20 protein-coding genes are annotated in these 24,128 nt (G+C 57.5%); 9 read left to right on the forward strand and 11 right to left on the reverse strand.

All coding sequences use genetic code 11. The features are described from left to right. Window positions 1-10 precede the first annotated feature (10 nt). The 8 genes from BLO50_RS06275 (at window position 11) to BLO50_RS06310 (ending at window position 5,788) form a co-directional block, all read left to right on the forward strand. The gene (locus BLO50_RS06275; RefSeq protein WP_090249929.1) at window positions 11-739 is read left to right on the forward strand and encodes a class I SAM-dependent methyltransferase; all 729 of its coding nucleotides are present in this window, start codon (window positions 11-13) and stop codon (window positions 737-739) included. Then, the gene (locus BLO50_RS06280; RefSeq protein WP_090249932.1) at window positions 736-1,236 is read left to right on the forward strand and encodes a hypothetical protein; all 501 of its coding nucleotides are present in this window, start codon (window positions 736-738) and stop codon (window positions 1,234-1,236) included. Before BLO50_RS06275 ends, BLO50_RS06280 begins: the two co-directional genes overlap by 4 nt. After that, a complete protein-coding gene (locus tag BLO50_RS06285; protein WP_090249935.1) occupies window positions 1,236-2,495 on the forward strand; it encodes a beta-ketoacyl-[acyl-carrier-protein] synthase family protein in 1,260 nt (419 codons plus the stop codon). Before BLO50_RS06280 ends, BLO50_RS06285 begins: the two co-directional genes overlap by 1 nt. Further along, a complete protein-coding gene (locus BLO50_RS06290; RefSeq protein ID WP_090249937.1) occupies window positions 2,492-2,956 on the forward strand; it encodes a hotdog family protein in 465 nt (154 codons plus the stop codon). The genes BLO50_RS06285 and BLO50_RS06290 overlap by 4 nt, the downstream gene beginning before the upstream one ends. A gap of 14 nt (window positions 2,957-2,970) precedes the next feature. Next, window positions 2,971-3,699, forward strand: coding sequence for a 3-oxoacyl-ACP reductase FabG (gene fabG, locus BLO50_RS06295; RefSeq protein ID WP_090251308.1), 729 nt, complete (start codon window positions 2,971-2,973; stop codon window positions 3,697-3,699). After that, window positions 3,699-4,934 (forward strand): beta-ketoacyl-ACP synthase, encoded by a 1,236-nt coding sequence (locus BLO50_RS06300; RefSeq protein WP_090249939.1) that lies wholly within the window; start codon window positions 3,699-3,701, stop codon window positions 4,932-4,934. The genes fabG and BLO50_RS06300 overlap by 1 nt, the downstream gene beginning before the upstream one ends. A gap of 91 nt (window positions 4,935-5,025) precedes the next feature. After that, entirely contained in the window at window positions 5,026-5,469 is a 444-nt protein-coding gene (locus BLO50_RS06305; protein ID WP_090249943.1) for an excinuclease, read from the forward strand. Beyond that, window positions 5,459-5,788 (forward strand): c-type cytochrome, encoded by a 330-nt coding sequence (locus BLO50_RS06310; RefSeq protein WP_167354437.1) that lies wholly within the window; start codon window positions 5,459-5,461, stop codon window positions 5,786-5,788. Before BLO50_RS06305 ends, BLO50_RS06310 begins: the two co-directional genes overlap by 11 nt. A 54-nt stretch (window positions 5,789-5,842) precedes the next feature. Here BLO50_RS06310 and hemE read toward each other — a convergent pair whose 3' ends face one another. The 11 genes from hemE to BLO50_RS06365 form a co-directional block, all read right to left on the reverse strand. Next, entirely contained in the window at window positions 5,843-6,910 is a 1,068-nt protein-coding gene (gene hemE, locus BLO50_RS06315) for a uroporphyrinogen decarboxylase (RefSeq protein WP_090249948.1), read from the reverse strand. Between the two features lie 242 nt (window positions 6,911-7,152). Next, window positions 7,153-8,571, reverse strand: a complete 1,419-nt coding sequence (locus BLO50_RS06320; protein ID WP_090249950.1) for an FAD-dependent oxidoreductase — start codon at window positions 8,569-8,571, stop codon at window positions 7,153-7,155. 34 nt (window positions 8,572-8,605) lie between these two features. Beyond that, a complete protein-coding gene (gene gltB, locus BLO50_RS06325) occupies window positions 8,606-13,054 on the reverse strand; it encodes a glutamate synthase large subunit (RefSeq protein WP_090249953.1) in 4,449 nt (1,482 codons plus the stop codon). A gap of 240 nt (window positions 13,055-13,294) precedes the next feature. Continuing rightward, window positions 13,295-14,875, reverse strand: coding sequence for an AAA family ATPase (locus tag BLO50_RS06330; RefSeq protein WP_090249955.1), 1,581 nt, complete (start codon window positions 14,873-14,875; stop codon window positions 13,295-13,297). A 10-nt stretch (window positions 14,876-14,885) separates the two neighbouring features. Next, window positions 14,886-15,989 carry a 3-dehydroquinate synthase gene (aroB, locus tag BLO50_RS06335; RefSeq protein WP_090249958.1) on the reverse strand — a complete coding sequence of 368 codons (1,104 nt, stop codon included), beginning with the start codon at window positions 15,987-15,989 and terminating at the stop codon, window positions 14,886-14,888. A gap of 51 nt (window positions 15,990-16,040) precedes the next feature. Then, a complete protein-coding gene (gene aroK / locus BLO50_RS21985) occupies window positions 16,041-16,559 on the reverse strand; it encodes a shikimate kinase AroK (RefSeq protein WP_090249960.1) in 519 nt (172 codons plus the stop codon). A gap of 4 nt (window positions 16,560-16,563) precedes the next feature. Beyond that, window positions 16,564-18,672: a type IV pilus secretin PilQ gene (locus BLO50_RS06345; protein WP_090249963.1), complete on the reverse strand. Its 2,109-nt coding sequence runs from the start codon at window positions 18,670-18,672 to the stop codon at window positions 16,564-16,566. A gap of 55 nt (window positions 18,673-18,727) precedes the next feature. Beyond that, window positions 18,728-19,252: a pilus assembly protein PilP gene (locus BLO50_RS06350; RefSeq protein WP_090249965.1), complete on the reverse strand. Its 525-nt coding sequence runs from the start codon at window positions 19,250-19,252 to the stop codon at window positions 18,728-18,730. Further along, a complete protein-coding gene (pilO, locus tag BLO50_RS06355) occupies window positions 19,249-19,872 on the reverse strand; it encodes a type 4a pilus biogenesis protein PilO (RefSeq protein ID WP_090249968.1) in 624 nt (207 codons plus the stop codon). Before pilO ends, BLO50_RS06350 begins: the two co-directional genes overlap by 4 nt. Then, complete coding sequence (locus BLO50_RS06360; RefSeq protein WP_090249970.1) at window positions 19,869-20,441, reverse strand: PilN domain-containing protein; 573 nt, start codon at window positions 20,439-20,441, stop codon at window positions 19,869-19,871. The genes pilO and BLO50_RS06360 overlap by 4 nt, the downstream gene beginning before the upstream one ends. After that, entirely contained in the window at window positions 20,441-21,505 is a 1,065-nt protein-coding gene (locus tag BLO50_RS06365; protein WP_090249972.1) for a pilus assembly protein PilM, read from the reverse strand. The genes BLO50_RS06360 and BLO50_RS06365 overlap by 1 nt, the downstream gene beginning before the upstream one ends. Window positions 21,506-21,689: 184 nt before the next feature. Between BLO50_RS06365 and BLO50_RS06370 the strand changes: the two genes are divergently transcribed. Continuing rightward, on the forward strand, window positions 21,690-24,104 hold the full coding sequence (locus BLO50_RS06370) for a penicillin-binding protein 1A (RefSeq protein ID WP_420875444.1): 2,415 nt from the start codon (window positions 21,690-21,692) through the stop codon (window positions 24,102-24,104). Window positions 24,105-24,128: the final 24 nt, after the last annotated feature.

Consider the following 24,128-nt stretch of genomic DNA (forward strand, 5'->3'; position numbering starts at 1 on the left):
AAGGATGTTTATGAACAACCCGGCCGCCACCTACGTCGAGGAAACCCGCTTCGGCTTCTGGTTCTTGCAGAGCCACGTCTGGCAGCACCATGTGCTGCGCGTGGCAATCAATGACCTGCGCGGCCTGTTCGCCGGCCCGCAGCCAGAAGCACCGGTGCTGCTGGATGCCGGCTGCGGCCAGGGCAAGTCCTTCGGCCTGCTCGCCGAGGCGTTTGCGCCTGCGCGGATAATCGGTCTGGATGCCGACCCGCACAGCCTCGACTGCTCGCGTGCCGAGGCGGAGCGCCTGGGCCTGGATGTGCAGCTGATCGCCAGCGACTGTGCCGCCATCGACCTGCCGGATGCCAGCGTCGACCTGCTGTTCTGTCACCAGACCTTCCATCACCTGGTCGAGCAGGAACAGGCCCTGGCCGAGTTCTGGCGCGTGCTCAAGCCGGGCGGGCGCTTGCTGTTCGCCGAGTCGACCCAGTACTACATCGACACCTGGGTGATCCGCTGGCTGTTCCGCCACCCAATGCATGTGCAGAAAAGCGCCGAAGGCTATCTGGCTATGTTGCGCGACCAGGGCTTCGAATTTGTCGCCGACAACATCTCCTACCCCTATCTATGGTGGAGCCGTTCCAAGGACTTCGGCCTGCTGGAGCGCTGGGGGCTGATGAAACCCAAGCCGGCGGGCCAACGCAATGAAACCCTGGTCAATGTGGTGGCGCGCAAGCCGCTGGAGGCAACTCCGGCATGAGGCGCCTCGTCCTGCTCGGCCTGGGCCTGCTACTTAGCGCCTGCGCCGCTCACACGCCGCTGCCGCTAAGCGCGCCGACCTTTGGTGCGCCACTGCCCGCCGCGCTGCGCGTCGAACGCCAGCAAGGCGCGGATCAGCAGACCTGGTGGCTGGTGGTGCAGGCCGAACAATCGGCATTGCGCTGGTCGCTGTTCGATCCACTCGGCGTGCCCCTGGCGCGGCAGTTGCTGGAGAATGGCCAGTGGGGCGCCGATGGCCTGCTGCCGCCCAATAGCGAAGCCCAGGAGCTGTTCGCCGCCCTGTTGTTCGCCCTCACCCCGACCGACAAACTGCCCGCCAGCTATGCGCCAAACACCTGGCAGCAACTGGCCGACGGTCAGCGCCGGCTTAATCCGCACTGGCTGATCGACTACCACGCGCCGCTGGATTTCACCCTGAGCCAGGGCCAGGTACTGAGTTACCGGGTCTATGCCCTCGCCGACGAAGAGATTCCCTGATGCCGGTCTACCTCAACGCACTGGGCCTTAACTGCGCCCTCGGCCAAGGCAAGCAGGCGGTGGCAACCGCGCTGTTTGCCGGCGATAGCAGCGGTATGCAGGCGCAAACCGGTTGGGTGGCCGAGCGCGCGCTGACCGTCGGTGCTGTGCCTGGCAGCCTGCCGGAGTTACCCGATCTGCCGGACCATCCGCCGAGCCGCAATAACCAGCTGCTGCTGGCTGCCGCGCTGGAAATCGAGCCAGAACTGCGCGCCGCTATCAGCCGTTTCGGCGCCGAGCGTATCGCCGTGGTACTCGGCACCAGCACCTCGGGCATTGAGGAAGCCAGCCAGAGCATCGCCACCTATCTCAACGAGGGCGAGTTGCCGGCGCATTATCACTACGCGCAGCAGGAGCTGGCTGAACCGGCGAATTTTCTCAGTGACTGGCTGGGCCTGAGCGGGCCGTGCTTTAGCATTTCCACCGCCTGCACCTCGGGCGCGCGGGCGCTGCTGAGCGCTCAGCGTCTGCTGAACCTCGGGGTGTGCGATGCGGTGATCTGCGGCGGCGTGGACAGCTTGTGTCGCCTGACCCTGAATGGTTTTACCGCCCTGGAAGCCGTCTCGGCAGAGCGCTGCAATCCGTTTTCCGTCAATCGCCATGGCATTAATATCGGCGAAGCGGCGGCGCTGTTCTTAATAACCAGAGAGCCGCTAAGCGGCGCAGCCCAGAGTGCTGTACCAATCACCCTGCTTGGCGGCGGCGCCGGCTCAGATGCTCACCATATTTCCGCACCGCAGCCCGATGGCCTTGGTGCCCAGGCGGCCATGCGCAAAGCACTGGCGGCAGCCGGGATCCGCGCTGATCAGGTCGATTACCTGAACCTGCATGGCACCGCCACCACACACAATGACGCCATGGAAAGCCAGGCGGTGCAGGCTATCTTCCCCCATGGTGTGCCCTGTTCATCGAGCAAGTCCATGGTCGGCCACACCCTTGGCGCGGCTGGGGCACTGGAAGCGGCTTTCTGCTGGCTGACCCTGAGCGAATACAACCCGGATCAGCTACTCCCCCCGCACCTGTGGGATGGCCAAGCTGACCCGGCCTTGCCGGCACTGAATCTGGTTCAGCCCGGAACCCGCCTGAGCAACACCCGCCCACGCCGACTGATGAGCAACTCCTTCGCCTTTGGCGGCAACAATATCAGCCTGCTCTTGGGTGAAGAGCCCAGTGAAGAGCAGGTTCAAGAGCACGGCGAAACGTCAGGAGAACATCCATGAGCCAATGGCCAATCGCCGAACTGATTCCCCACGCCGCGGATATGATCCTGATCGATCAGGTGCTGCGCTTTGGCGATGAGGACATCGAAACCCAGCTGACCATCCGCAACGGCGGCCTGTTCAACCTGGAGGACGGCAGCCTGCCGGCCTGGGTTGGCATCGAGCTGATGGCACAGAGCGTCGCCGCCTACGCTGGCTGCCAGGCGCGCCTGCGCGGCGAGCCGGTGGAGCTGGGCTTTCTGCTTGGCACGCGCAAGTACGAGTGCAATGTCGAACGTTTCCCGGCTGGAGCCGAGCTGCATATCCATGCCAGCCGCTCGCTGCAGGATGACAACGGCATGGGCGTGTTCGAATGCCAGCTGCGCGGTCCCGGCATCGAGGCCCTGGCGCGGCTTAACGTATTCCGGCCACCTCAGGTGGCCAGCTATCTTCAGGAAGAATTTCAGGAACCTCAGCAATGAGCGAAACAGCAGCCCTGCGCGAAACCATTCTGGTAACCGGCTCCAGCCGTGGCATCGGCCGGGCGATTGCCTTGCGCCTGGCCAAAAGCGGCTATGACATCGTGCTGCATTGCCGCGCCCGCCGCGATGAAGCCGAAGCGGTGCAGGCACAGATTGAAGCGCTGGGTCAGCAGGCGCGCATCCTGCAATTCGATGTTTCCGACCGCGCCGCCTGCCGCACGGCGCTGGAGGCCGATGTCGAACAGCACGGCGCGTATTACGGCGTGGTGTGTAATGCAGGGTTGACCCGCGACGGCGCTTTCCCAGCGCTGAGCGAGGACGACTGGGACATCGTCATGCGCACCAACCTGGACGGTTTCTATAACGTGCTGCACCCGCTGACCATGCCCATGGTGCGGCGGCGCAAGGCCGGGCGTATCGTCTGCATCACCTCAGTGTCCGGGCTGATTGGCAACCGCGGCCAGGTCAATTACAGCGCCTCCAAGGCCGGCATCATCGGCGCGGCCAAGGCCTTGGCCATCGAGCTGGGCAAGCGCAAGATCACGGTCAACTGCGTCGCACCCGGGCTGATCGATACCGAAATCCTCGATGCCGATGTGCCAATCGAGGAAATCCTCAAGATGGTCCCCGCGCAGCGCATGGGCACCCCGGAAGAAGTGGCCGGCGCGGTGAATTTTCTGATGTCCGAGGAGGCGGCCTACATTACCCGCCAGGTCCTCGCGGTGAATGGTGGGTTGTGCTGATGAGCGGATGCAAACGGGTGGTAGTCACCGGTATGGCCGGCGTGACCTCGCTGGGCAGCGACTGGCCGACGATTGAGGCGAACTTCAAGGCCGGTAAGAGCGGTATCCGCTATATGCACGAGTGGGACAGGTTCAGTGAGCTGAACACCCGCCTCGGCGGCCCGGTGGATGATTTCGTGCAACCCAAGCACTGGAACCGCAAGCAGACCCGCAGCATGGGCCGCGTCTCCAAACTGGTGGTATACGCCGCCGAACGTGCACTGGAGCATGCCGGCCTGCTCGGCGACGAACGCATTCAAGACGGTCGGATGGGCGTGGCCTGCGGCTCCTCCACCGGCAGCACCGACGAGATCAAGGCATTCGGCAATATGCTGCTCAACTCGGTGGCCGACGGCCTGAATGCCAACTCCTACATCCGTATGATGCCGCACACCACGGCGGCCAATATCAGCATCTTCTTCGGCCTCAAGGGTCGCCTGATCCCGACGTCCAGCGCGTGCACCAGCGGCAGCCAGGGCATCGGCTACGCCTATGAAGCGATCAAGTTTGGCCGCCTGCCGATGATGCTCGCCGGCGGCGCCGAGGAACTCTGCCCCACCGAAGCCATGGTCTTCGATGCGCTTTATGCCACCAGCCTGAAAAACGATGCCCCGCACACTTCGCCGCGTCCCTACGACAGCGGCCGCGATGGTCTGGTGATCGGTGAAGGCGCCGGCATTCTGGTACTCGAAGAACTGGAGCACGCCTTGGCCCGTGGTGCGACCATCCATGCAGAAATCGTCGGCTTTGGCTGCAACTCAGACGGCCAGCACGCTACCAAACCGGTGCAGGCGACTATGCGCGGAGCAATGGAGCTGGCGCTGCAGGATGCCGGTTTACAACCCTCCGCCATCGGTTACGTCAACGGCCACGGCACTGCCACCGACCAGGGTGATGTCGCGGAAACCCTGGCGACCCAGGAACTGTTCGGCAGCCAGATGCCGATCAGCTCGCAGAAGAGCTACTTCGGCCACACCCTGGGCGCCTGTGGCGCGCTGGAGTCCTGGTTCAGTATCGAAATGATGAACTCAGACAGCTATGTGCCGACCCTGAATCTGGATGCGGTCGATCCGGCCTGCGGCGAACTGGACTACCTGCGCGGTGAATTCCGCCAGATGAGCCACCAGTACGTGATGAACAACAACTTCGCTTTTGGCGGAGTGAATACGTCGCTGATCTTCAAACGCTGGAGCTAAAAAGCAGCTGGATTACACTGGCTACGGCAGCAACCTCTTTTTGCGCAACACAAAGCAGTTCCCAGAAAAACCTCATAAAAAGGAGCGACCCATGAACGCCAAAACCTGGATTCTCGCAGCAGCCTGCATCAGCCTGTTCCCTGCCGTCAGCCAAGCCCGTGACACCACCCACTTTCTGCCATTCGAGACTGTCGTGCAGGAAGCCCTCAACGCTGGCCGCCTAGACGGCAGCGTGAAGTTCTACCTGGCTGGCAACAAACCAGCTGGCGCGGTCAGCGTGGTCAAGTCTGGCGTCACCACCAGCCAGAAGACCAACGCCTTCAACAAGAGCGATGAAGCCGCCTGCAGCTGGGCCCTGCAGTCCGCGCTGATCCGCTTCCAGAACGCGGCTAAAGCGGCCGGTGCCAATGCCGTGGTCGACCTGGCCAGCAACTACAAGAACGTCGAGTACAAGGACAGCCAGAAGTATGAATGCCACGCTGGCGCGATCATGGCGGGCGTCGCCCTCAAAGGAAACCTGGCCAATGTCAAATAAGCCCGTACGGCTCGGCCTGTTCATCGTATTGGCGTTGAGCGCCAGCCTGCCCGCACTCGCCGACGTGGACGGCCAGCACCTGTATCGCCAGCACTGCGCCAAATGCCACGCCGAAGACGGCCGCGCCAACACCTTGCGCGGCTGGTTGTACTTTGCGCAGAACCTGAGCAAGGTCAAATGGCAGGACAACAACAGCGACAGCGACATCCTCGAAGCCATTCAGGACGGTCCCGGCGCCATGCCCGGCTACGCCGATACGCTCAGCGAAGCCGAACAGCTGGCGCTGGTAAAGGCCGTACGCGATTTGCGTAAGCCCTGAGCAACACGCAGATAAAACAAAGGCCGCATGAGCGGCCTTTGTTTTGTGCAGGGCTTACTGATGGTACTGCCCAGACAACTCATGCACCGCTTCGAAGAAGGCACGCGCATGCTCAGGATCGACTTCCGGGGTGATGCCGTGGCCAAGGTTGAACACCTGACCACTGCCATGACCATAAGCCGCGAGAATACGCCCGACTTCAGCGCGGATTGCCGCCGGGTTGGCGTACAGCACGCTCGGGTCCATGTTGCCCTGCAGCGCCACCTTGTTGCCGACACGGGCACGGGCGCTGCCGATATCGCAGGTCCAGTCCAGGCCCAGCGCTTCGGCACCGCTATCCGCCATCGACTCCAGCCATAGGCCGCCGCCCTTGGTGAACAGAATCACCGGCACGCGGCGACCATCGTGCTCGCGGATCAGCCCGTCGATGATCTTCTGCATATAGGCCAGGGAGAACTCCTGATACGCCGCCGCTGACAGCGAACCGCCCCAGGAATCGAAAATCTGCACCGCCTGTGCGCCGGCCTTGATCTGCCCATTGAGGTAGGCGGTCACCGACTGCGCCAACTTGTCGAGCAACGCGTGCATGGCCTGCGGGTTGTCGTAGAGCATGGCCTTGGACTTGCGGAAGTCCTTGCTTGAGCCGCCTTCAACCATATAGGTGGCCAGGGTCCAGGGGCTGCCGGTAAAACCGATCAATGGCACGCGGCCATTCAACTCACGGCGAATGGTGCGCACGGCGTCCATCACATAACCCAGATCCTGCTCTGGATCGGGGATCGGCAGCGCTTCGATATCAGCCATGCTGCTGATGACTTTCTTGAAACGCGGGCCTTCGCCGGTTTCAAAATACAGGCCCTGGCCCATGGCGTCGGGGATGGTCAGGATGTCAGAGAACAGAATCGCCGCATCGAGCTGCGGGTAGCGGTCCAGCGGCTGGATGGTGACCTCGCAGGCCAGCTCCGGGTTCTTCATCAGCTTGACGAAGTCACCCGCCTTGGCGCGGGTGGCGCGGTACTCAGGCAGGTAACGACCGGCCTGGCGCATCATCCACACTGGGGTGACGTCGACAGGCTGCTTGAGCAGAGCACGAAGGAAGCGGTCGTTCTTCAGGGCGGTCATGGCAGTTCCCGAGAAAAGTAATCGGTAAAAAAGTGCGGGCATTTTCGCAGAGCGCAAAACAAAAGGCACGGCGAGTGCCGTGCCTTTTATCTATTGCGACGATTTGCCTCGCCCCAACTCTTAACTCTAAGCGTTACGAGCGAAGGTCAGGCAAGGCGGAAGCAGGCTAGGAAGCGGAGTGTACGAGTTGTACATGAGCATTCCGAGCCTGCTTTCAACGCAGCATGGCCGAGCGCAGTAGCTTAGACGCCGAGGTAGTCGAGGATGCCTTCGGCGGCGTTCCTGCCTTCGAAGATTGCCGTCACCACCAGGTCAGAACCGCGAACCATATCGCCACCGGCGAAGATCTTCGGGTTGCTGGTCTGGTGCTTGAACTGGCTCTGCTCCGGCGCTACGACGCGGCCTTGGCTGTCGGTTTCGATCGTGAAATCGCTGAACCAGGCAGCCGGGCTTGGACGGAAACCGAAGGCGATCAGCACGGCTTCCGCCGGGATGATTTCCTCGGAGCCCGGAATCGGCTCAGGGCTGCGACGGCCACGGGCATCCGGCTCGCCGAGACGGGTCTCGACCACTTTCACGCCCTCAACCTTGCCTTCACCAACGATGGCGATGGGCTGACGGTTGAAGAGGAATTTCACCCCTTCTTCCTTGGCGTTCTTCACTTCCTTGCGCGAGCCCGGCATGTTCTCTTCGTCGCGGCGATAGGCGCAGGTAACCGACTTGGCGCCCTGGCGAATCGAGGTACGGTTGCAGTCCATCGCGGTGTCGCCGCCGCCGAGCACGACGATACGCTTGCCCTTCATGTCGATAAAGTCTTCCGCATTCTTCTCGAAACCGAGGTTGCGGTTGACGTTGGCGATCAGGAAATCCAGCGCATCGGTGACGCCCGGCAGGTCTTCACCAGGGAGGCCGCCCTTCATATAGGTGTAGGTGCCCATGCCCATAAACACAGCATCGTATTCATCCAGCAGCTGCTGCATGGTGATGTCTGTGCCGATCTCGGTGTTCAGGCGGAACTCGACGCCCATGCCGGTGAAGACTTCGCGGCGATTGCTCAGCACGCTCTTCTCCAACTTGAACTCGGGAATACCGAAGGTCAGCAGGCCGCCGATTTCCGGGTTCTTGTCGAATACCACCGGGGTCACACCGTTGCGCACCAGGACGTCGGCGCAGCCCAGGCCAGCCGGACCGGCACCGATGACGGCGACGCGCTTGCCGGTTGGCACCACGCGCGACATATCCGGACGCCAGCCCATGGCGAAGGCCGTGTCGGTGATGTACTTCTCCACCGAGCCGATGGTCACCGCGCCGAAGCCGTCATTCAGGGTGCAAGCACCCTCGCACAGACGGTCCTGCGGACACACGCGGCCGCAGACTTCCGGCAGTGTGTTGGTCTGGTGCGACAGTTCGGCGGCGGCGAGGATGTTGCCCTCGGACACCAGCTTGAGCCAGTTGGGAATGAAGTTGTGCACCGGGCACTTCCATTCGCAATAGGGGTTGCCGCAGCCCAGGCAACGATGCGCCTGGTCGGCCGCTTGCGCAGGCTTGAAGTTGTCGTAGATCTCGACGAACTCTTTCTTACGCTGACGCAACAGTTTCTTCTTCGGGTCTTTGCGCCCGACTTCGATGAACTGGAAGTCGTTATTCAGACGTTCAGTCATTGCAATACCTCATCAAACCACTTCAGGCGCATTCTTATTGCGGGTTGGCACGGGTGCTGGAGAGCAACGACTTCAGGCTTGCCGCCTTCGGTTTGACCAGCCAGAACTTGCGCAGGTAGTCGTCCAGGTTTTCCAGCAGGGTCGCGCCCCACTCACTCGATGTTTCCTGGACGTACTCGGCGAGCACGCGTTCCAGGTGGCTACGGTAAGCCTCCATCGACTCATTGTTGATCCGCTGAATTTCCACCAGCTCGTGGTTAACGCGGTCGTAGAAGCTGTTATCCAGATCCAGCACGTAGGCGAAACCGCCAGTCATGCCGGAGCCGAAGTTGTAGCCGGTTTTGCCCAGTACGCAGACAAAGCCGCCGGTCATGTATTCGCAGCAATGGTCGCCCGTGCCTTCAACCACGGTGTGCGCACCGGAGTTACGTACGGCGAAACGCTCGCCCGCAGTACCGGCTGCGAACAGCTTGCCGCCAGTGGCGCCGTACAGACAGGTGTTGCCGATGATGGCACTGTCCTGGGTCTTGAACGGGCTGCCTTTCGGCGGGGTGATCACCAGCTTGCCGCCGGTCATGCCCTTGCCGACGTAGTCGTTGGCGTCGCCTTCCAGGTAAAGGTTCAGACCACCGGCGTTCCACACACCGAAGCTCTGGCCCGCAGTGCCCTTGAAGCGGAAGGTGATCGGCGCCTTGGCCATGCCCTGGTTGCCGTGTTTGCGGGCGATTTCGCCGGAGACACGGGCACCGATGGAACGGTCACAGTTGCAGATTTCCAGATCAATCTCAGCACCGCTGGCTGCCTCAATCGCCGGCTTGACCAGCTCGACCATCTTCTCGGCCAGCAGGCCTTCGTCGAACGGCGGATTGCGATCAACCAGGCAGAACTGCGGCTTGTCAGCCGGGATGTGGTCGCTGCCGAGCAGCGGCGTCAGGTCAAGATGACCCTGCTTGGCGGTTTCGCCCGGCAGCATTTCCAGCAGATCGGTACGCCCGATCAACTCTTCCAAGCTGCGAACACCCAGCTTGGCCAGCCACTCACGGGTTTCTTCGGCGACATAGGTGAAGAAGTTCATCACCATTTCGACGGTGCCGATGAAGTGATCCTTGCGCAGCTTGTCGTTCTGCGTGGCCACGCCGGTGGCGCAGTTGTTCAGGTGACAGATGCGCAGGTATTTACAGCCCAGAGCGATCATCGGCGCAGTACCGAAGCCGAAGCTTTCGGCGCCGAGGATAGCCGCCTTGATCACGTCGAGGCCGGTTTTCAGGCCTCCGTCGGTCTGTACCCGCACCTTGCCGCGCAGGTCGTTACCGCGCAGGGTCTGATGGGTTTCGGCCAGGCCGAGTTCCCACGGCGCACCGGCGTACTTGATCGAGGTCAGCGGCGATGCGCCGGTACCACCGTCGTAACCGGAGATGGTAATCAGGTCGGCATAGGCCTTGGCCACACCGGCGGCGATGGTGCCGACACCGGCTTCCGCCACCAGCTTGACCGACACCAGAGCGACCGGGTTGACCTGCTTGAGGTCATAGATCAGCTGCGCCAGGTCTTCGATGGAATAGATGTCATGGTGCGGCGGTGGCGAAATCAGGGTCACGCCCGGCACTGCGTAACGCAGCTTGGCGATCAGACCGTTGACCTTGCCGCCCGGCAGCTGGCCGCCCTCACCGGGCTTGGCGCCCTGAGCAACCTTGATCTGCAGCACTTCGGCGTTGACCAGATATTCCGGGGTTACACCGAAACGGCCGGTTGCCACTTGCTTGATCTTCGAGCTGCGCACGGTGCCGTAACGGGCCGGGTCTTCACCGCCCTCACCGGAGTTGGAGCGCGCGCCCAGACGGTTCATCGCCTCGGCAATGGCTTCGTGCGCCTCAGGCGACAATGCACCCAGCGAGATACCTGCCGAGTCAAAACGCTTGAGAATCTCGCCCAGCGGCTCAACCTGATCCAGTGCGATTGGCTGGTCTGCCAGCTTCAGTTTCAGCAGGTCGCGCAGCATCGACACCGGACGGGTGTCGACCAGCGTGGTGTATTCCTTGAATTTCTCGTAGCTGCCCTGCTGCACAGCCGCCTGCAGGGTGTTGACCACATCCGGGTTGTAGGCGTGGTACTCGCCGCCGTAAACGAACTTGAGCAGGCCGCCTTGCTGGATCGACTTGCGCGCGTTCCAGGCTTCGGCCGCGAGCAGCTTCTGCTCGTTTTCGATATCGACGAAGCGCGCGCCCTTGATGCGGCTGGCCACACCACGGAAGCACAGCTCGGTAACGTCATCGGCCAGGCCGACTGCTTCAAACAGCTGCGCACCACGATAAGAAGCAACAGTGGAGATACCCATCTTCGACAGGATCTTCAGCAGGCCTTTGGAGATGCCTTTGCGGTAGTGCTTGAACACTTCATACAGATCGCCCAGCACTTCGCCAGTGCGGATCAAGTCGCCCAGCACTTCGTAAGCCAAGAACGGGTAAACGGCCGACGCGCCAAAGCCGAGCAGCACCGCATAGTGATGCGGATCGCGGGCAGTCGCAGTCTCGACCAGGATGTTGCAGTCGCAACGCAGACCTTTTTCGGTCAGGCGGTGGTGAATCGCACCGGTGACCAGCGAGGCGTGAGCCGGCAGCTTGCCTGGAGCAATGTGGCGGTCAGACAGAACCAGCAGCACCTTACCGGCACGCACCGCTTCTTCAGCCTGATCGGCCATGTTGCGCACAGCAGCTTCCAGGCCAATCGACTCGTCGTAGTTCATATCGATCAGCTGACGCTCGAAACCTGGGCGATCCAGGTTCATCAAGGCGCGCCACTTGGCTGGTGAAATCACCGGGCTGCTGAGAATCACCCGCGCAGCATGCTCTGGCGACTCTTCGAAGATATTGCGCTCGGCACCGAGGCAGATCTCCAACGACATGACGATGGCTTCACGCAGCGGGTCGATCGGCGGGTTGGTAACCTGAGCGAACTGCTGACGGAAATAGTCGTACGGCGAGCGCACGCGCTGGCTGAGCACGGCCATCGGCGTGTCATCGCCCATGGAGCCTACTGCTTCCTGGCCTTGTTCGCCCAGTGGACGCAGCACCTGATCACGCTCCTCGAAGGTGACCTGGTACATCTTCATGTACTGCTTGAGCTGGTCGACGTCGTAGAACGCCGAACCATGGTCGCGGTCTTCCAGGGTCGCCTGAATGCGCTGGGCACTCTTGCGCATCCACTGCTTGTAGGGATGGCGCGACTTCAGACGGTTGTCGATATCGTCGCTGCCGAGGATCTGCCCGGTTTCGGTGTCCACCGCCAGGATTTGCCCAGGGCCTACGCGGCCCTTGGCCAAGACGTCCTCGGGTGCGTAGTTCCACACGCCGATTTCCGAGGCCAGGGTGATGTAGCCGTTCTTGGTGGTGACCCAGCGCGCAGGACGCAGGCCGTTACGGTCGAGCAGGCACACGGCATGGCGGCCATCGGTGAGTACCACACCGGCCGGACCATCCCAGGGCTCCATGTGCATGGAGTTGTATTCGTAGAACGCGCGCAGGTCGGCGTCCATGGTTTCAACGTTCTGCCACGCAGGCGGAATGATCATACGCACGCCGCGGAACAGGTCGATGCCGCCGGTAACCATCAGCTCAAGCATGTTGTCCATGCTCGAGGAGTCGGAACCCACGCGGTTGACCAGCGGGCCGAGTTCTTCGAGATCGAAGATCTGGTCGTTGGCGAACTTCATACGGCGCGCCTGCGCCCAGTTACGGTTGCCGGTGATGGTGTTGATTTCACCGTTGTGCGCCAAGAAGCGGAACGGCTGAGCCAGCGGCCACTTCGGCAAGGTGTTGGTGGAGAAGCGCTGGTGGAATACGCAAATGGCGGTCTGCAAACGCTCGTCACCCAGGTCCGGGTAGAACTGCTGCAGGTCGGCCGGCATCATCAGGCCTTTGTAGATGATGGTCTTGTGCGAAAAGCTGCAGATGTAGTGATCGCTGTCAGCGGCGTTGGCCACCGAGGAGCGACGACGGGCGCTGAACAGCTTGATCGCAAACTCCTGATCGGACAGACCTTCGCCGCCGATAAACACCTGCTCGATCTGTGGCAGACGCTCAAGCGCTAAGCGGCCAAGTACGCTGGTGTCGATTGGCACTTTGCGCCAGCCGACCAGGCTCAGGCCGGCAGCGAGAATCTCGCGATTCATGTTTTCGCGGGCCGCTTCAGCCTTCACTGGATCTTGGTTGAGGAACACCATGCCGACGGCGTACTGCTTAGGCAGCTCGGCGGCAAAGTGCTGCTGGGCCATGGCCCGCAGGAAAGCATCAGGCTTCTGGATCAGCAGACCGCAACCGTCACCGGTCTTACCGTCGGCGTTGATCCCGCCACGGTGGGTCATGCATGTCAGGGCTTCAATCGCGGTCTGCAGCAGGTGATGGCTAGCCTCACCCTGCATATGGGCGATAAGGCCGAAGCCGCAGTTATCCTTGAACTCATCAGGACGGTACAAACCTGCTTTCATAGGGACTCTCACCAGACGGCCTATCACAAGGCAATTACTTTCTAATTCAACCACTTACCATGCGCGCAGGACTAAACCCCAGCTTTGCGCAGGCGAAAGGGCAGTTATTGTACATACCCACCTAAGCCGTCACAAATCTTAGTGACGAAGCCTTGAAAAAATATGTCGCGAAAACGAAGGATAAGACCGGAAGGTCGTGGTAGCGACCGACCGGTCAGCGCAAGCGCTGAAGTGTATCAACTAGCGCGCCTGAGCAATCTCTTGCTGAATCCCGGCGAAGTTACGCGGCCAGGGCTTACCAGCCTGCACCTTCGCAGGCAGGGTACGCAAGGCCGCTTGCGCCGCATCACGCGTGGCAAAGCTGCCATAGGTGACCACGTACAGCGGCTTACCCTGATGCTGCTTCTTGAAATAGTGGTAATCCGCACCGTTGGCTTTTACAAACGCCTGAGCACCGCTCTCTAAACGCGCACCGAGAATCTGCAGGGTATAACGCGAGCCCGTCTGCGCAGCATACCAATCACCACCAGCCGCCGGCTTGGCCGCAGGGGGCGGAGCTTTCGGCTTTGCTGGCGACGGCGCCGCTGTGACCACTGGCGCAACCGGTTTGACCACAGGCGCAGCAGGCGGAGCAACCACAGGTGCCACCTTAACCGGTTCAGGCACCACAGGCGCCACCGGAACACTTGCTGACACTGCCGGCTCAGGCGCGATATCCGCAACGCCTGACACGCCCGCAGCGTCAGCTTCTTCAGCGCCACTCAAACCGGCGGCCTGCGCCAAAGGCTCACGAATCACCGGCTGCGCTTCGCCTACCAAAGGCAGCGGAAGTGGCTGATTGGCACCCTCAAATTGAATCGCCGGCGCAACCGCCGGAGCAGCTGTCGCGCCCGACTCCGCAACCACGGCAGACAGAGGAGTTTCACCGAGTGGCAACTGTGCAATCACCGGCGCATCAATATCCTCAACCACCCGACCTTGCATAAACCAGGCAGCCAGCACGCCGATCGCCACCACACAAAGGGCCAGCAAATGCTTGCGCGGCAAACTGAAGGAAAAACCACCACGACTTGCCGCACCACGCTGCGCCAACATCGCCTCAACCAGCGACTCACGCGCAACCTGATTGATTACGCCCGGCCAGCCGGAAGATTGCTCATGAATATCGGCAACCTGGTCATCACTCAACACCTCAATGCCCTGCCCCGCACCCTCAAGACGCTGAGCCAGATACTCGCGCGTCTCATCCTCGCTATAGGGCTGCAACTCGATGACATGAAAGCACTCATCACCCGCAGCCACACGCTCAAGCCGCGGCAGCAGCTGCGAATCAGCAAACAGAAAAACATGCGGGCGCCCCTCCGCATTGCCAACCGCCAGACTCAGCAAGCTGGTCAAGGCCGCATCACTGAGGTCTTCAGCATCATCCACCAGCACATAGACCTCCTGCCCGGTCAGCGCTAATTGCCCAACCTGTGCAAGAATGGCCGGCAGCTCTGGCCGCTGCACCTGCAACCCCTGCGCGACCTGACGCAAAATGCTCGCGGGATCCGAAGCGCCCTTGGCTGACACCACAACACTCTGCACTGCCTGCTTATTGGTACTCGCTACCAGCGCCTGGCGGAGCAGGGTCTTGCCACTGCCTTCCGGCCCACTGACCACCAGCAACAACTGACTGTAACGCGCCAGATGGTGCAACTGACCCAGCACTGGCTTGCGCTGGGCAGGGAAAAACTTGAACCCCGGCACCCTCGAAGCGAAAGGGTCATGGGTGAAGTGGTAATGATCGAGAAACGCCTCGTCAGCATGCAGACTTGTCATGGGACACTCGTTAATTTTTAAGCTGAGCCAGCTGCGCCGCATAGTCTGCGTTCAGCGTGGCATTCAAAATTTCCCGGGGAAAATCACCGGTTACAACCGCCTCACCCAAACCACGCAACAACACCAGACGCAGCTTGCCATCAAGGACTTTCTTGTCGACCGCCATATGCTCCATAAAATCCTCAGGCGTCATATCCTCAGGTGGAACAACCGGCAACCCTGCAGCCATAAACAACCGAACAGCACGCTCGCGTTCGGGCTTGCTAATCCAGCCCAACCGCTCAGACATATCCAACGCCATGACAGTACCCGCCGCCACCGCCTCACCATGCAGCCACGAACCATAGCCTTGGTGCGTCTCGATGGCATGGCCGAAGGTGTGCCCAAGATTCAACGTAGCGCGCACACCTGACTCACGCTCATCCGCCGCAACCACACGGGCTTTGGCCGCGCAGGAATGAGCAATTGCAGCAGTCAGGGCCTCCTGATCTAGCGCGCGCAATGCTGGCATATGCGCCTCAAGCCAGGACAGGAAGGGCTCATCACAGATCAAACCGTACTTAATCACCTCAGCCAAACCGGCTGACAATTCTCGAGCGGGCAAGGTAGCGAGCGTAGCAGTATCGATCAACACAGCTTGCGGCTGGTAAAAGGCACCCACCATATTCTTACCCAACGGGTGGTTGATGCCGGTTTTGCCGCCAACCGACGAATCGACCTGAGACAGCAATGTTGTTGGTACCTGAATGAAATTGACACCGCGCTGGTAACACGACGCCGCAAACCCCGCCATATCACCAATTACGCCGCCCCCTAGAGCAATCACGGTCGTGCGCCGGTCATGCCGTGCACCTAGCAACCCGTCAAAAATCAGCTGCAGGGTTTCCCAGGTTTTGTAACTTTCGCCATCAGGCAAAACCACAGAAGTTACGGCAAAACCAGTAAGCGAGCGTTCAAGCGCGGCTAGATATAGGGGAGCAACTGTCTCATTGGTTACGATCGCGACTTGACGACCAACAATGTGGGCCGCCAACACATCATCACGAGCCAATAGCTCGCCCCCGATATAGATCGGGTAGCTGCGCTCACCAAGATCGACATGAAGAGTTTGCATAGAGCCCCCAAGTTTCAAAGAGGCCTAGGATAGCGCAGTTCAGCCTGCGCTTTAACGGGGAGAAAGCGCCTCAAGACGCTCAAGGATCTCTTGTACCACCAGACGAGGGGCACGCTCGTCAGTTTCGACCACTACGTCGGCGATTTCACGGTAAAGCGGATCACGAACTGCCAACAGATCAGCCAGAACCTTACCCGGATCCGCCGCCCGCAACAGTGGACGATTACGATCACGTGAAGTGCGATCCACCTGCTGCTCGACAGACGCATGCAGATAGACCACATGTCCACCGCGCCTAAGGGCAACACGGTTTTCAGCACGCATTACCGCACCGCCGCCGGTGGCAAGCACCATACCATCGACATCGCAAAGGTCTGCGATCACCGCCTGCTCACGCTCACGAAATCCCTGCTCACCTTCAACATCAAAGATCCAGGGAATATCTGCGCCCGTACGCTGCTCAATCTCTTTATCAGAGTCTTTGAACGGCAACCGCAACTCTTTAGCAAGCAAACGCCCGATGGTGCTTTTACCAGCACCCATCGGGCCAACAAGAATCAAATTCCGCACTGAATCAGCGACTCACCGCGATGGTTTGATTGTTCATAATGCGAGGAGTCAGAAATATAAGTAGCTCAGACTTTTTATCCTGCACCAAGTCGCGCCGGAAGAGGCGACCTAAATATGGAAGATCTCCCAAGAACGGAACCTTATCTACCGATTTAGACTGAGTATTAGAAAAAACACCGCCAATTACAATTGTTTCACCATCAGCAACAAGAACCTTAGCATTAACCTCATTTTTATTGATTGATGGCACACCGCCTGTTGCTGCAGCTTGCGAAAAATCAGGCGCGTCTTTAGTTACCTTAACCTCAATTATTACGCGATTATCTGGCGTAATTTGGGGCGTAACCTCAAGAGATAGAGCGGCTTGCTTAAAAGATGTACTTGTTGCACCGCTGGAACTGGCCTCCTGATAAGGCACTTCAGAACCTTTCAAAATCTTTGCTGTCTCCTTGTCTGCTGTAACAACTTTAGGCTGGGAGACGACCTCGCCAGAGCCCGTTTTTTCCATAGCGCTCAACTGAAGATCCAAAATAACGTTATCTGTAACAAAACCGATACCAAACCCGCTTGTCGCCGCCGCAGCCCCCAAGTCAACAAAAGGACTATTCACTGGGGAAGTCCTGAGGCCTGGAAAACGCCCAACCGTACCGCCTTCATCATTCTCCTCAACACCTAAATCTCCATCCTTGCCCCAGGCATTCCACTTATCACCAGTCCAAAAATTACCACCCCAACGGACACCGAGTGACTTATCAAAATCCACATTGGCCTCAACTATACGCGCCTCGATCATAACTTGACGGACCGGAATATCTAGCTGAGTAACAATACGACGAAGCTCATCGATCCTTTCTTGAGTAAGCGTAACAATAAGGGTATTTGTTCTGTCGTCGAAAATAACAGAACCGCGCATATCATCCTTAAGTGTTCCTTGCGAATCGTTATCCTCATATATTTTCGCTATATCAGATGCCTTCGCATAATTCAGTTGAATAACATCTTTACGGAGCGGAGCTAACTCAGCCACTTGTTTCTGAGCTTCTAACTCCTGCCGTTCGCGCGCCGCGATCTCGTCCGCTGGCGCGACCATCAAGACGTTACCCACTTTACGCTTATCAAGACCTTTAGTTTTCAAAACGAGATCAAGTGCTTGATCCCAAGGAACGTTTTGCAAACGCAATGTGATATTTCCAGACACAGTATCACTAGCAACCAGATTGAGGTCAGTAAAATCAGCGATCAACTGCAGCACTGAGCGAACATCGATATCTTGAAAATTCAAAGAGAGCTTTTCGCCACTGTAGGCAAAACTCTCTTTCTTTTGCTGCTCAACATCGCTCTGACTCAATGGCTTTACACTTATAGTTAGCTTATTATCAGCCTGATAAGCTAGGTAGTCATAAAAACCAACAGGCTCGATAACTATAACAGCATCTCCACCGACCTCAGAAGAACTAACAAACTGAACAGGCGTAGCAAAATCTTTTACATCCAGCTTTACCCTCAAAGCTTCCGGAATTTCAGCCTTAGAGAACTTCAACTTAATTTTTCCGCCCTGATCCTGAATATCAGGGCTAATAGCTGAGTCCGCAAGGCCGATAATAATATTACCTTCCCCCTGATCACCTCGCTGGAAATCTATACTGTTTATTCCCTTACTAATTGATTCATACTTATCTTTCTGCGGCATTGAATCTGATCGAGCAGTACTCAAAACTGGCGCAACAGCACTAGAACGTTCGCCGACGACAACATATAAATTATTCCCTTCGGCACGTGTACTATATGGTTCCAGAGTTGTAAGATTAACTATTAAACGAGTCCGATCTTTGGCCTCAACTACAGTTACACTACGAGCATTACCTACGCCTAGCTCGCGGTTTTTCGCACCCAGCTTATTTGACACCCCAGGCAAATCTAAGGCGATTCGAGCAGGCTGCTCGATAGTATATCCGCGTGGAGCTAGAACCGGCTCATCAAAGGTGAGCTTCAGTTCAACCCTGTCTCCCGGCAATGCCGCAACATCCAAAGTCTGTAAATTCGCAGCAAAACTAGAACCAGTGAAAATCACTGCAATGAGCGGGAGACCAAAAATAGAGAACTGATTACTCATAATATTATTCCGCCGAGCAAATTGATTATTTTTTTCATAGTCATCACACCCTTAATTAAGAGCGCTCCTTAAGGGATAAGCTGCGCGGCCGCTCTAACCAACCACCTTCACCATCTGGAACTATCTCAATGACTTCAATTCTAGACTCATCTAAAGCCTGAATACGCCCATGATTTCGCCCGAGGTAGTCACCGACTTTGACCCTATGTACACCACCAGCACCGCTTATCAAGGCAAAAAATCCGCTTGAATTAGACAGCACACCAACCATGTCAAACACTTCGATATTGAAACCTTCGAGAAACTGTTTCGTGCGAGCCTCATCAGGCCTTACATCCTCGCCCCCTTTCTGCTTTGCAATGAGCTCCAATGTAACGGGCGGTTGAAATGGACTCCTTAATGATGCGGCACCATAAGTAAAACTCTCGTATACTTGAAATTTTGGCAACGGCTCGATCTCACCCTTAGGTCGCGCACGAATCTCCTCCATAAAAGACTGCAAGTCAGTAAAATCACTACTGGCTCCGCAACCGGCAATGCCAAAAAATAAAATAAAAATTAACAACAAACGAAAGCTCATTGCTGGCCTCCTTTATCATTATATCGATAGGTTTTTGCAAGTATATTCATTCTCAACTTAGATGAACTACCAGCAACCGCTGGCGCCAAATCAAAATCATGAAGAGTAACTATCCGCGGAAGACTAGCAACACCACTAACAAAGGTTGCTAGGTCATGGTAACTACCAACAACCTTCACCTGAATTGGCAGCTCAATATAAAATTGCTGAGCAACCTCAGGTAAAAGCTTAATTTCTTCAAACTCTAAGCCACTACCCAACCCTGTCCGCGTAATATCCTCAAGCAGGCCAGGGACCTCAGTATCACTTGGGAGCTGTTTTAACAGAGCCCCAAACGAAACCTCCATCTCTTGCATCTGATTCTTATAAGCATCTAAGTTTGCAGCTTGAAAGGCTTTCGTTGAGAACTGCTCTTTAAGAGTAATTTCCTCTGCATGCTTAGTCTCTAACTGGACTTGCAAATCTTTAAGGTGGAAATTGTAACCCAGTGCAACAACAATCATGAACAGAAGAATTCCTGATATAAACTTTACTGCTGCTGGCCACGAGCCAACATTATTAAAATCAAGATCACTTAGATCAATCTGACGCAGGCTTTCTAAAGAATCATTAAGGCTCATTGCTTAGCCTCCTCGGGAGCAAGCGCAGGCTGGGTCTGCTGCACACTTAGCTGAAACACATTGGCCTGATCAACCGCCCCGGCCGTCACAGACTTAACCTCAGTTAGATTCGGCGCTGTTAGCCACTCTGAAGCGTCTAAATTTCGCATCAGATTCGATACACGATTGTTAGATTCAGCCGCGCCAACAATTGAGATATTCTTAGCAGCCATTTTTACGGCAGTGAAATGCACACCATCAGGCAGTGTTCTAACCAACTGATCAAAGACACGACCAATAATAGGCCGATTACCTTGTAAATCCTGAATAATCTTCATCCGCTCAAGAAGCTGCTGACGACGAGTTTTCAGCTCACTAATTTCTTTAATGCGCGCATCCAGAACAGCAATTTCCTTACGGACAAACTCATTCCGAGCATCTTGTTGCTCAATAGCCCCGTTAAGATATTGATCCCCAAGAAATACAGCCCCTGCTGCTACGATAAACACACCAGCAAGTGTTACTAGAAAGCGCTGCTTGCGCTCTTCGCGCAGCTGCTCGCGCCAAGGTAAAAGGTTAATCCGCGCCATTAGTCGAAACTCCTCATTGCCAGACCACAGGCAATCATCAAGGCTGGCGCATCACTGGCGAGCGCGCCAGCATTGACCTTTCCACTCAACGCCATTTCAGCGAATGGGTTAGCGACCAATGTCTGAGTACCAATTTTTTGCTGAATCAAACGATCAAGGTCTGGAATCGAGGCAGTACCGCCTGCCAACAGGATGTAGTCGACATCATTGAACTGGCCTGCAGCGAAAAAGAACTGCAGCGATCGAGCGACTTGTTGCACCACGGCTTCTTTAAAAGGCTGCAACACTTCGCTGTCGTAGTCATCCGGTAAGCCGCCTTGCTTCTTGGCAAGGCCTGCCTCTTCAACTGACAAGCCGTAACGACGCTGAATCTCCTCGGTCAACTGCTTGCCACCAAACAGTTGCTCGCGGGTGTAGATGGTGCGGCCGTTGTGGAGAACACTGAGCGTGGTCATGGTGGCGCCAATGTCTACAACGGCTACGGTCAGCTCATCCCGACCACCACCCAATTGGTCAATCAACAAACCGTAGGCGCGTTCCAGGGCATAAGCCTCGACATCAACCACTTTGGCGGTGAGACCAGCAAGCGCAAGAGCGGCCTCACGAACCTCGACGTTCTCTTTGCGACATGCTGCGAGCAGCACCTCAACTCGATCGGCATTACGCGGGGATGCGCCCTGCACCTCGAAATCGATGGCAACTTCTTCTAAGGGGTAGGGGATATACTGGTCGGCTTCGATCTTCAGTTGGTTTTCGAGCTCATCATCAGAAAGCCCGGCTTCCATTTCGATGGTCTTGGTAATAACTGCAGACCCGGCAACCGCGACGGCGACAGTTTTTACACCGCTCTTAGCCTTCGCTAGCACACGTGAAAGGGCCTGACCCACACCTTCCAGCTCGGCGATGTTTTTTTCGACCACCGCGTTTGGCGGGAGCGGTTCAACTGCGTAAGCCTCTACCTTGTAGCGGCTTCCGGAGCGGCTCAATTCGAGGAGCTTGACGGAGGTCGAACTGATATCGATCCCGAGTAGCGTATTCGCTTTCTTATTGAAGAGCCCTAGCACGACCGATTTCCTATTGGCATCCGCGACTTACGGACTATTTATGTTTTTTCACATTAAATAACAGTCTTGACAGAAGCGCAAATGGCTACCCGGCAAAAAAACCGCTTATAATGTGATCAGTTTTTCTCTTTTAACCTTGTGTTTCGCTTAACCCGTTCTTTTATCTGGAAATCCAAAAATCTTGATGCGTCTTTTGCGTTTTTTTTGCTGGTCTAGCCTCGCCGCTTTTTGTGGTCTGGTACTCAGTTTCAGCGGTGCCTTCCTCTATCTTAGCCCCAGCCTTCCATCCGTCGAATCATTGCGCAGTATTCAGCTGCAGATTCCCCTGCGCGTCTATAGCAGCGACGCCAAGCTGATTGCCGAGTTTGGTGAAATGCGCCGCTCGCCCATCGCCTTCGAAGACATTCCCCAAGACTTCATCAGCGCGCTGCTGGCAGCCGAAGACGACAACTTTGCCAATCATTATGGCGTCGACCTGACCAGCCTGATGCGCGCTGCGACGCAAATCTTAAAAAGCGGCCAAATCCAGAGTGGTGGCAGCACCATCACCATGCAGGTAGCAAAGAACTTCTTCCTGACCAGTGAAAGAAGTTTCTCACGCAAGATCAACGAGATACTTCTAGCTCTGCAAATTGAGCGAGAGCTTAGTAAGAACGAAATTCTTGAACTTTACGTGAATAAGATTTACCTCGGTAATCGCGCCTACGGCATCGAAGCAGCCGCTCAGGTGTATTACGGTAAGTCCATTCGCGATGTCACTCTTTCACAGATGGCCATGATTGCCGGACTGCCTAAAGCGCCTTCGCGCTTCAACCCGCTAGTCAACCCGACACGCGCCCTTGAGCGCCGCGACTGGATTCTCGGGCGCATGTTCAGCCTGGGTCGCATTGACCAGCAGCGCTACAAAGAGGCGCTCGCCGAGCCGATCAATGTCAGTTACCACGTGCCAACGCCCGAGCTGGTAGCGCCTTACATAGCCGAAATGGCGCGAGCTGAGATGGTCGGGCGCTACGGCAGCGAGGCCTACACCGAAGGCTTTAATGTCACCACCACGGTACCGAGCGATCTGCAGCTGGCGGCCAATACGGCCGTACGCGAAGGCTTGATCACATACGACCAGCGCCACGGCTATCGCGGACCAGAAAGCCGACTACCCGGCATGACCAAAGAAAATTGGTTAACCGAACTGAGCAAGCAGACCTCTCTCGGCGGCCTGGAACCGGCCATTGTTACCGGCGTAGAGAAAAGCGGAATTATGGTCCTGCTGCGTAACGGCGAAGAACACGCCGTGGCTTGGGACAGCATGAAGTGGGCGCGACCATTCCTTAACACCAACAGCCTTGGTCCACGCCCACAGCAGCCTGCGGATGTCAGCCAGATAGGCGACCTGATTCGTGTGCAGCCTCAGGATGATGGAAGCCTGCGCTTCGTTCAGCTCCCCGCAGCACAAAGCGCTCTTGTTTCCCTGGACCCGAACAACGGTGCCATCCGCGCCTTGGTGGGCGGATTTTCTTTTGAGCAGAGCAACTACAACCGTGCCGCCCAGGCCAAGCGCCAACCCGGCTCGAGCTTCAAACCCTTCGTGTACAGCGCCGCGCTGGATAAAGGCTACACCGCCGCCACCCTGGTGAATGACGCGCCAATTGTGTTCGCCGATGACGCGCTGTCGCAGGTTTGGCGACCGAAGAATGACAACAACACCTTCCTGGGTCCGATCCGCCTACGCGAAGCCTTGTACCGCTCACGCAACCTCGTATCGATTCGCCTGCTGCAAGACCTCGGCATTGCCAGCACCTTGAGCTATATCGAGCGTTTTGGTTTTGACAAAAAGGACCTGCCGCCCAACCTGTCATTGGCGCTTGGCACCGCAAGTCTGACCCCAATGGAAATCGCCGAAGGCTGGAGCGTGTTTGCCAGCGGCGGCTATAAGACCGAGCCCTACTTGATCGAACAGATTGAGGATCGCACTGGCAAACAGCTGTTCAACGCCAACCCAGCGCAAACACCTACTGGGATCGCTCAGCGCGCAGAACAAAACAGCACGATACAACTCAGCACCGGCGACCAGCCTCTGCCGCCTGAGCCGGTACTTGCCGAGCAGATCATTGATGGGCGCACCGCCTACATCATGACCAGCATGCTTCAAGATGTGATCAAACGCGGTACGGGGCGCCGCGCCATGGCCTTGGGCCGTGATGACCTGGCAGGCAAAACTGGCACCACCAACGAATCAAAAGACAGCTGGTTCTCTGGTTATAACGCCGACTACATCACCACGGTCTGGGCCGGCTTTGATCAACCGGAAAGCCTGGGTCGCAATGAGTATGGCGGCACTGTAGCCCTGCCGATCTGGATGAGCTACATGGCTGCTGCCCTGAAGGACAAGCCAAGCCATCTACTGGCCGAACCCGAAGGTTTGCTGACCCTGCGTATCGATCCCCACAGCGGTCGCGCCGCTACACCGGATACACCGGAAGCCTATTTCGAGCTGTTCAAAAGTGAGGACTCACCACCGCCCATGGGTGAGTTTGAGCCGGGCACCTACATCCCGGGTAGCCCGCTACCCGCTGACGAATTGGCGCCGATCGACCTGTTCTAAGCCACTCGACGCCTTAAGCAGCGG

The sequence above is a fragment of the Pseudomonas peli genome, from assembly GCF_900099645.1.
GTDB classification, from domain to species: domain Bacteria; phylum Pseudomonadota; class Gammaproteobacteria; order Pseudomonadales; family Pseudomonadaceae; genus Aquipseudomonas; species Aquipseudomonas peli.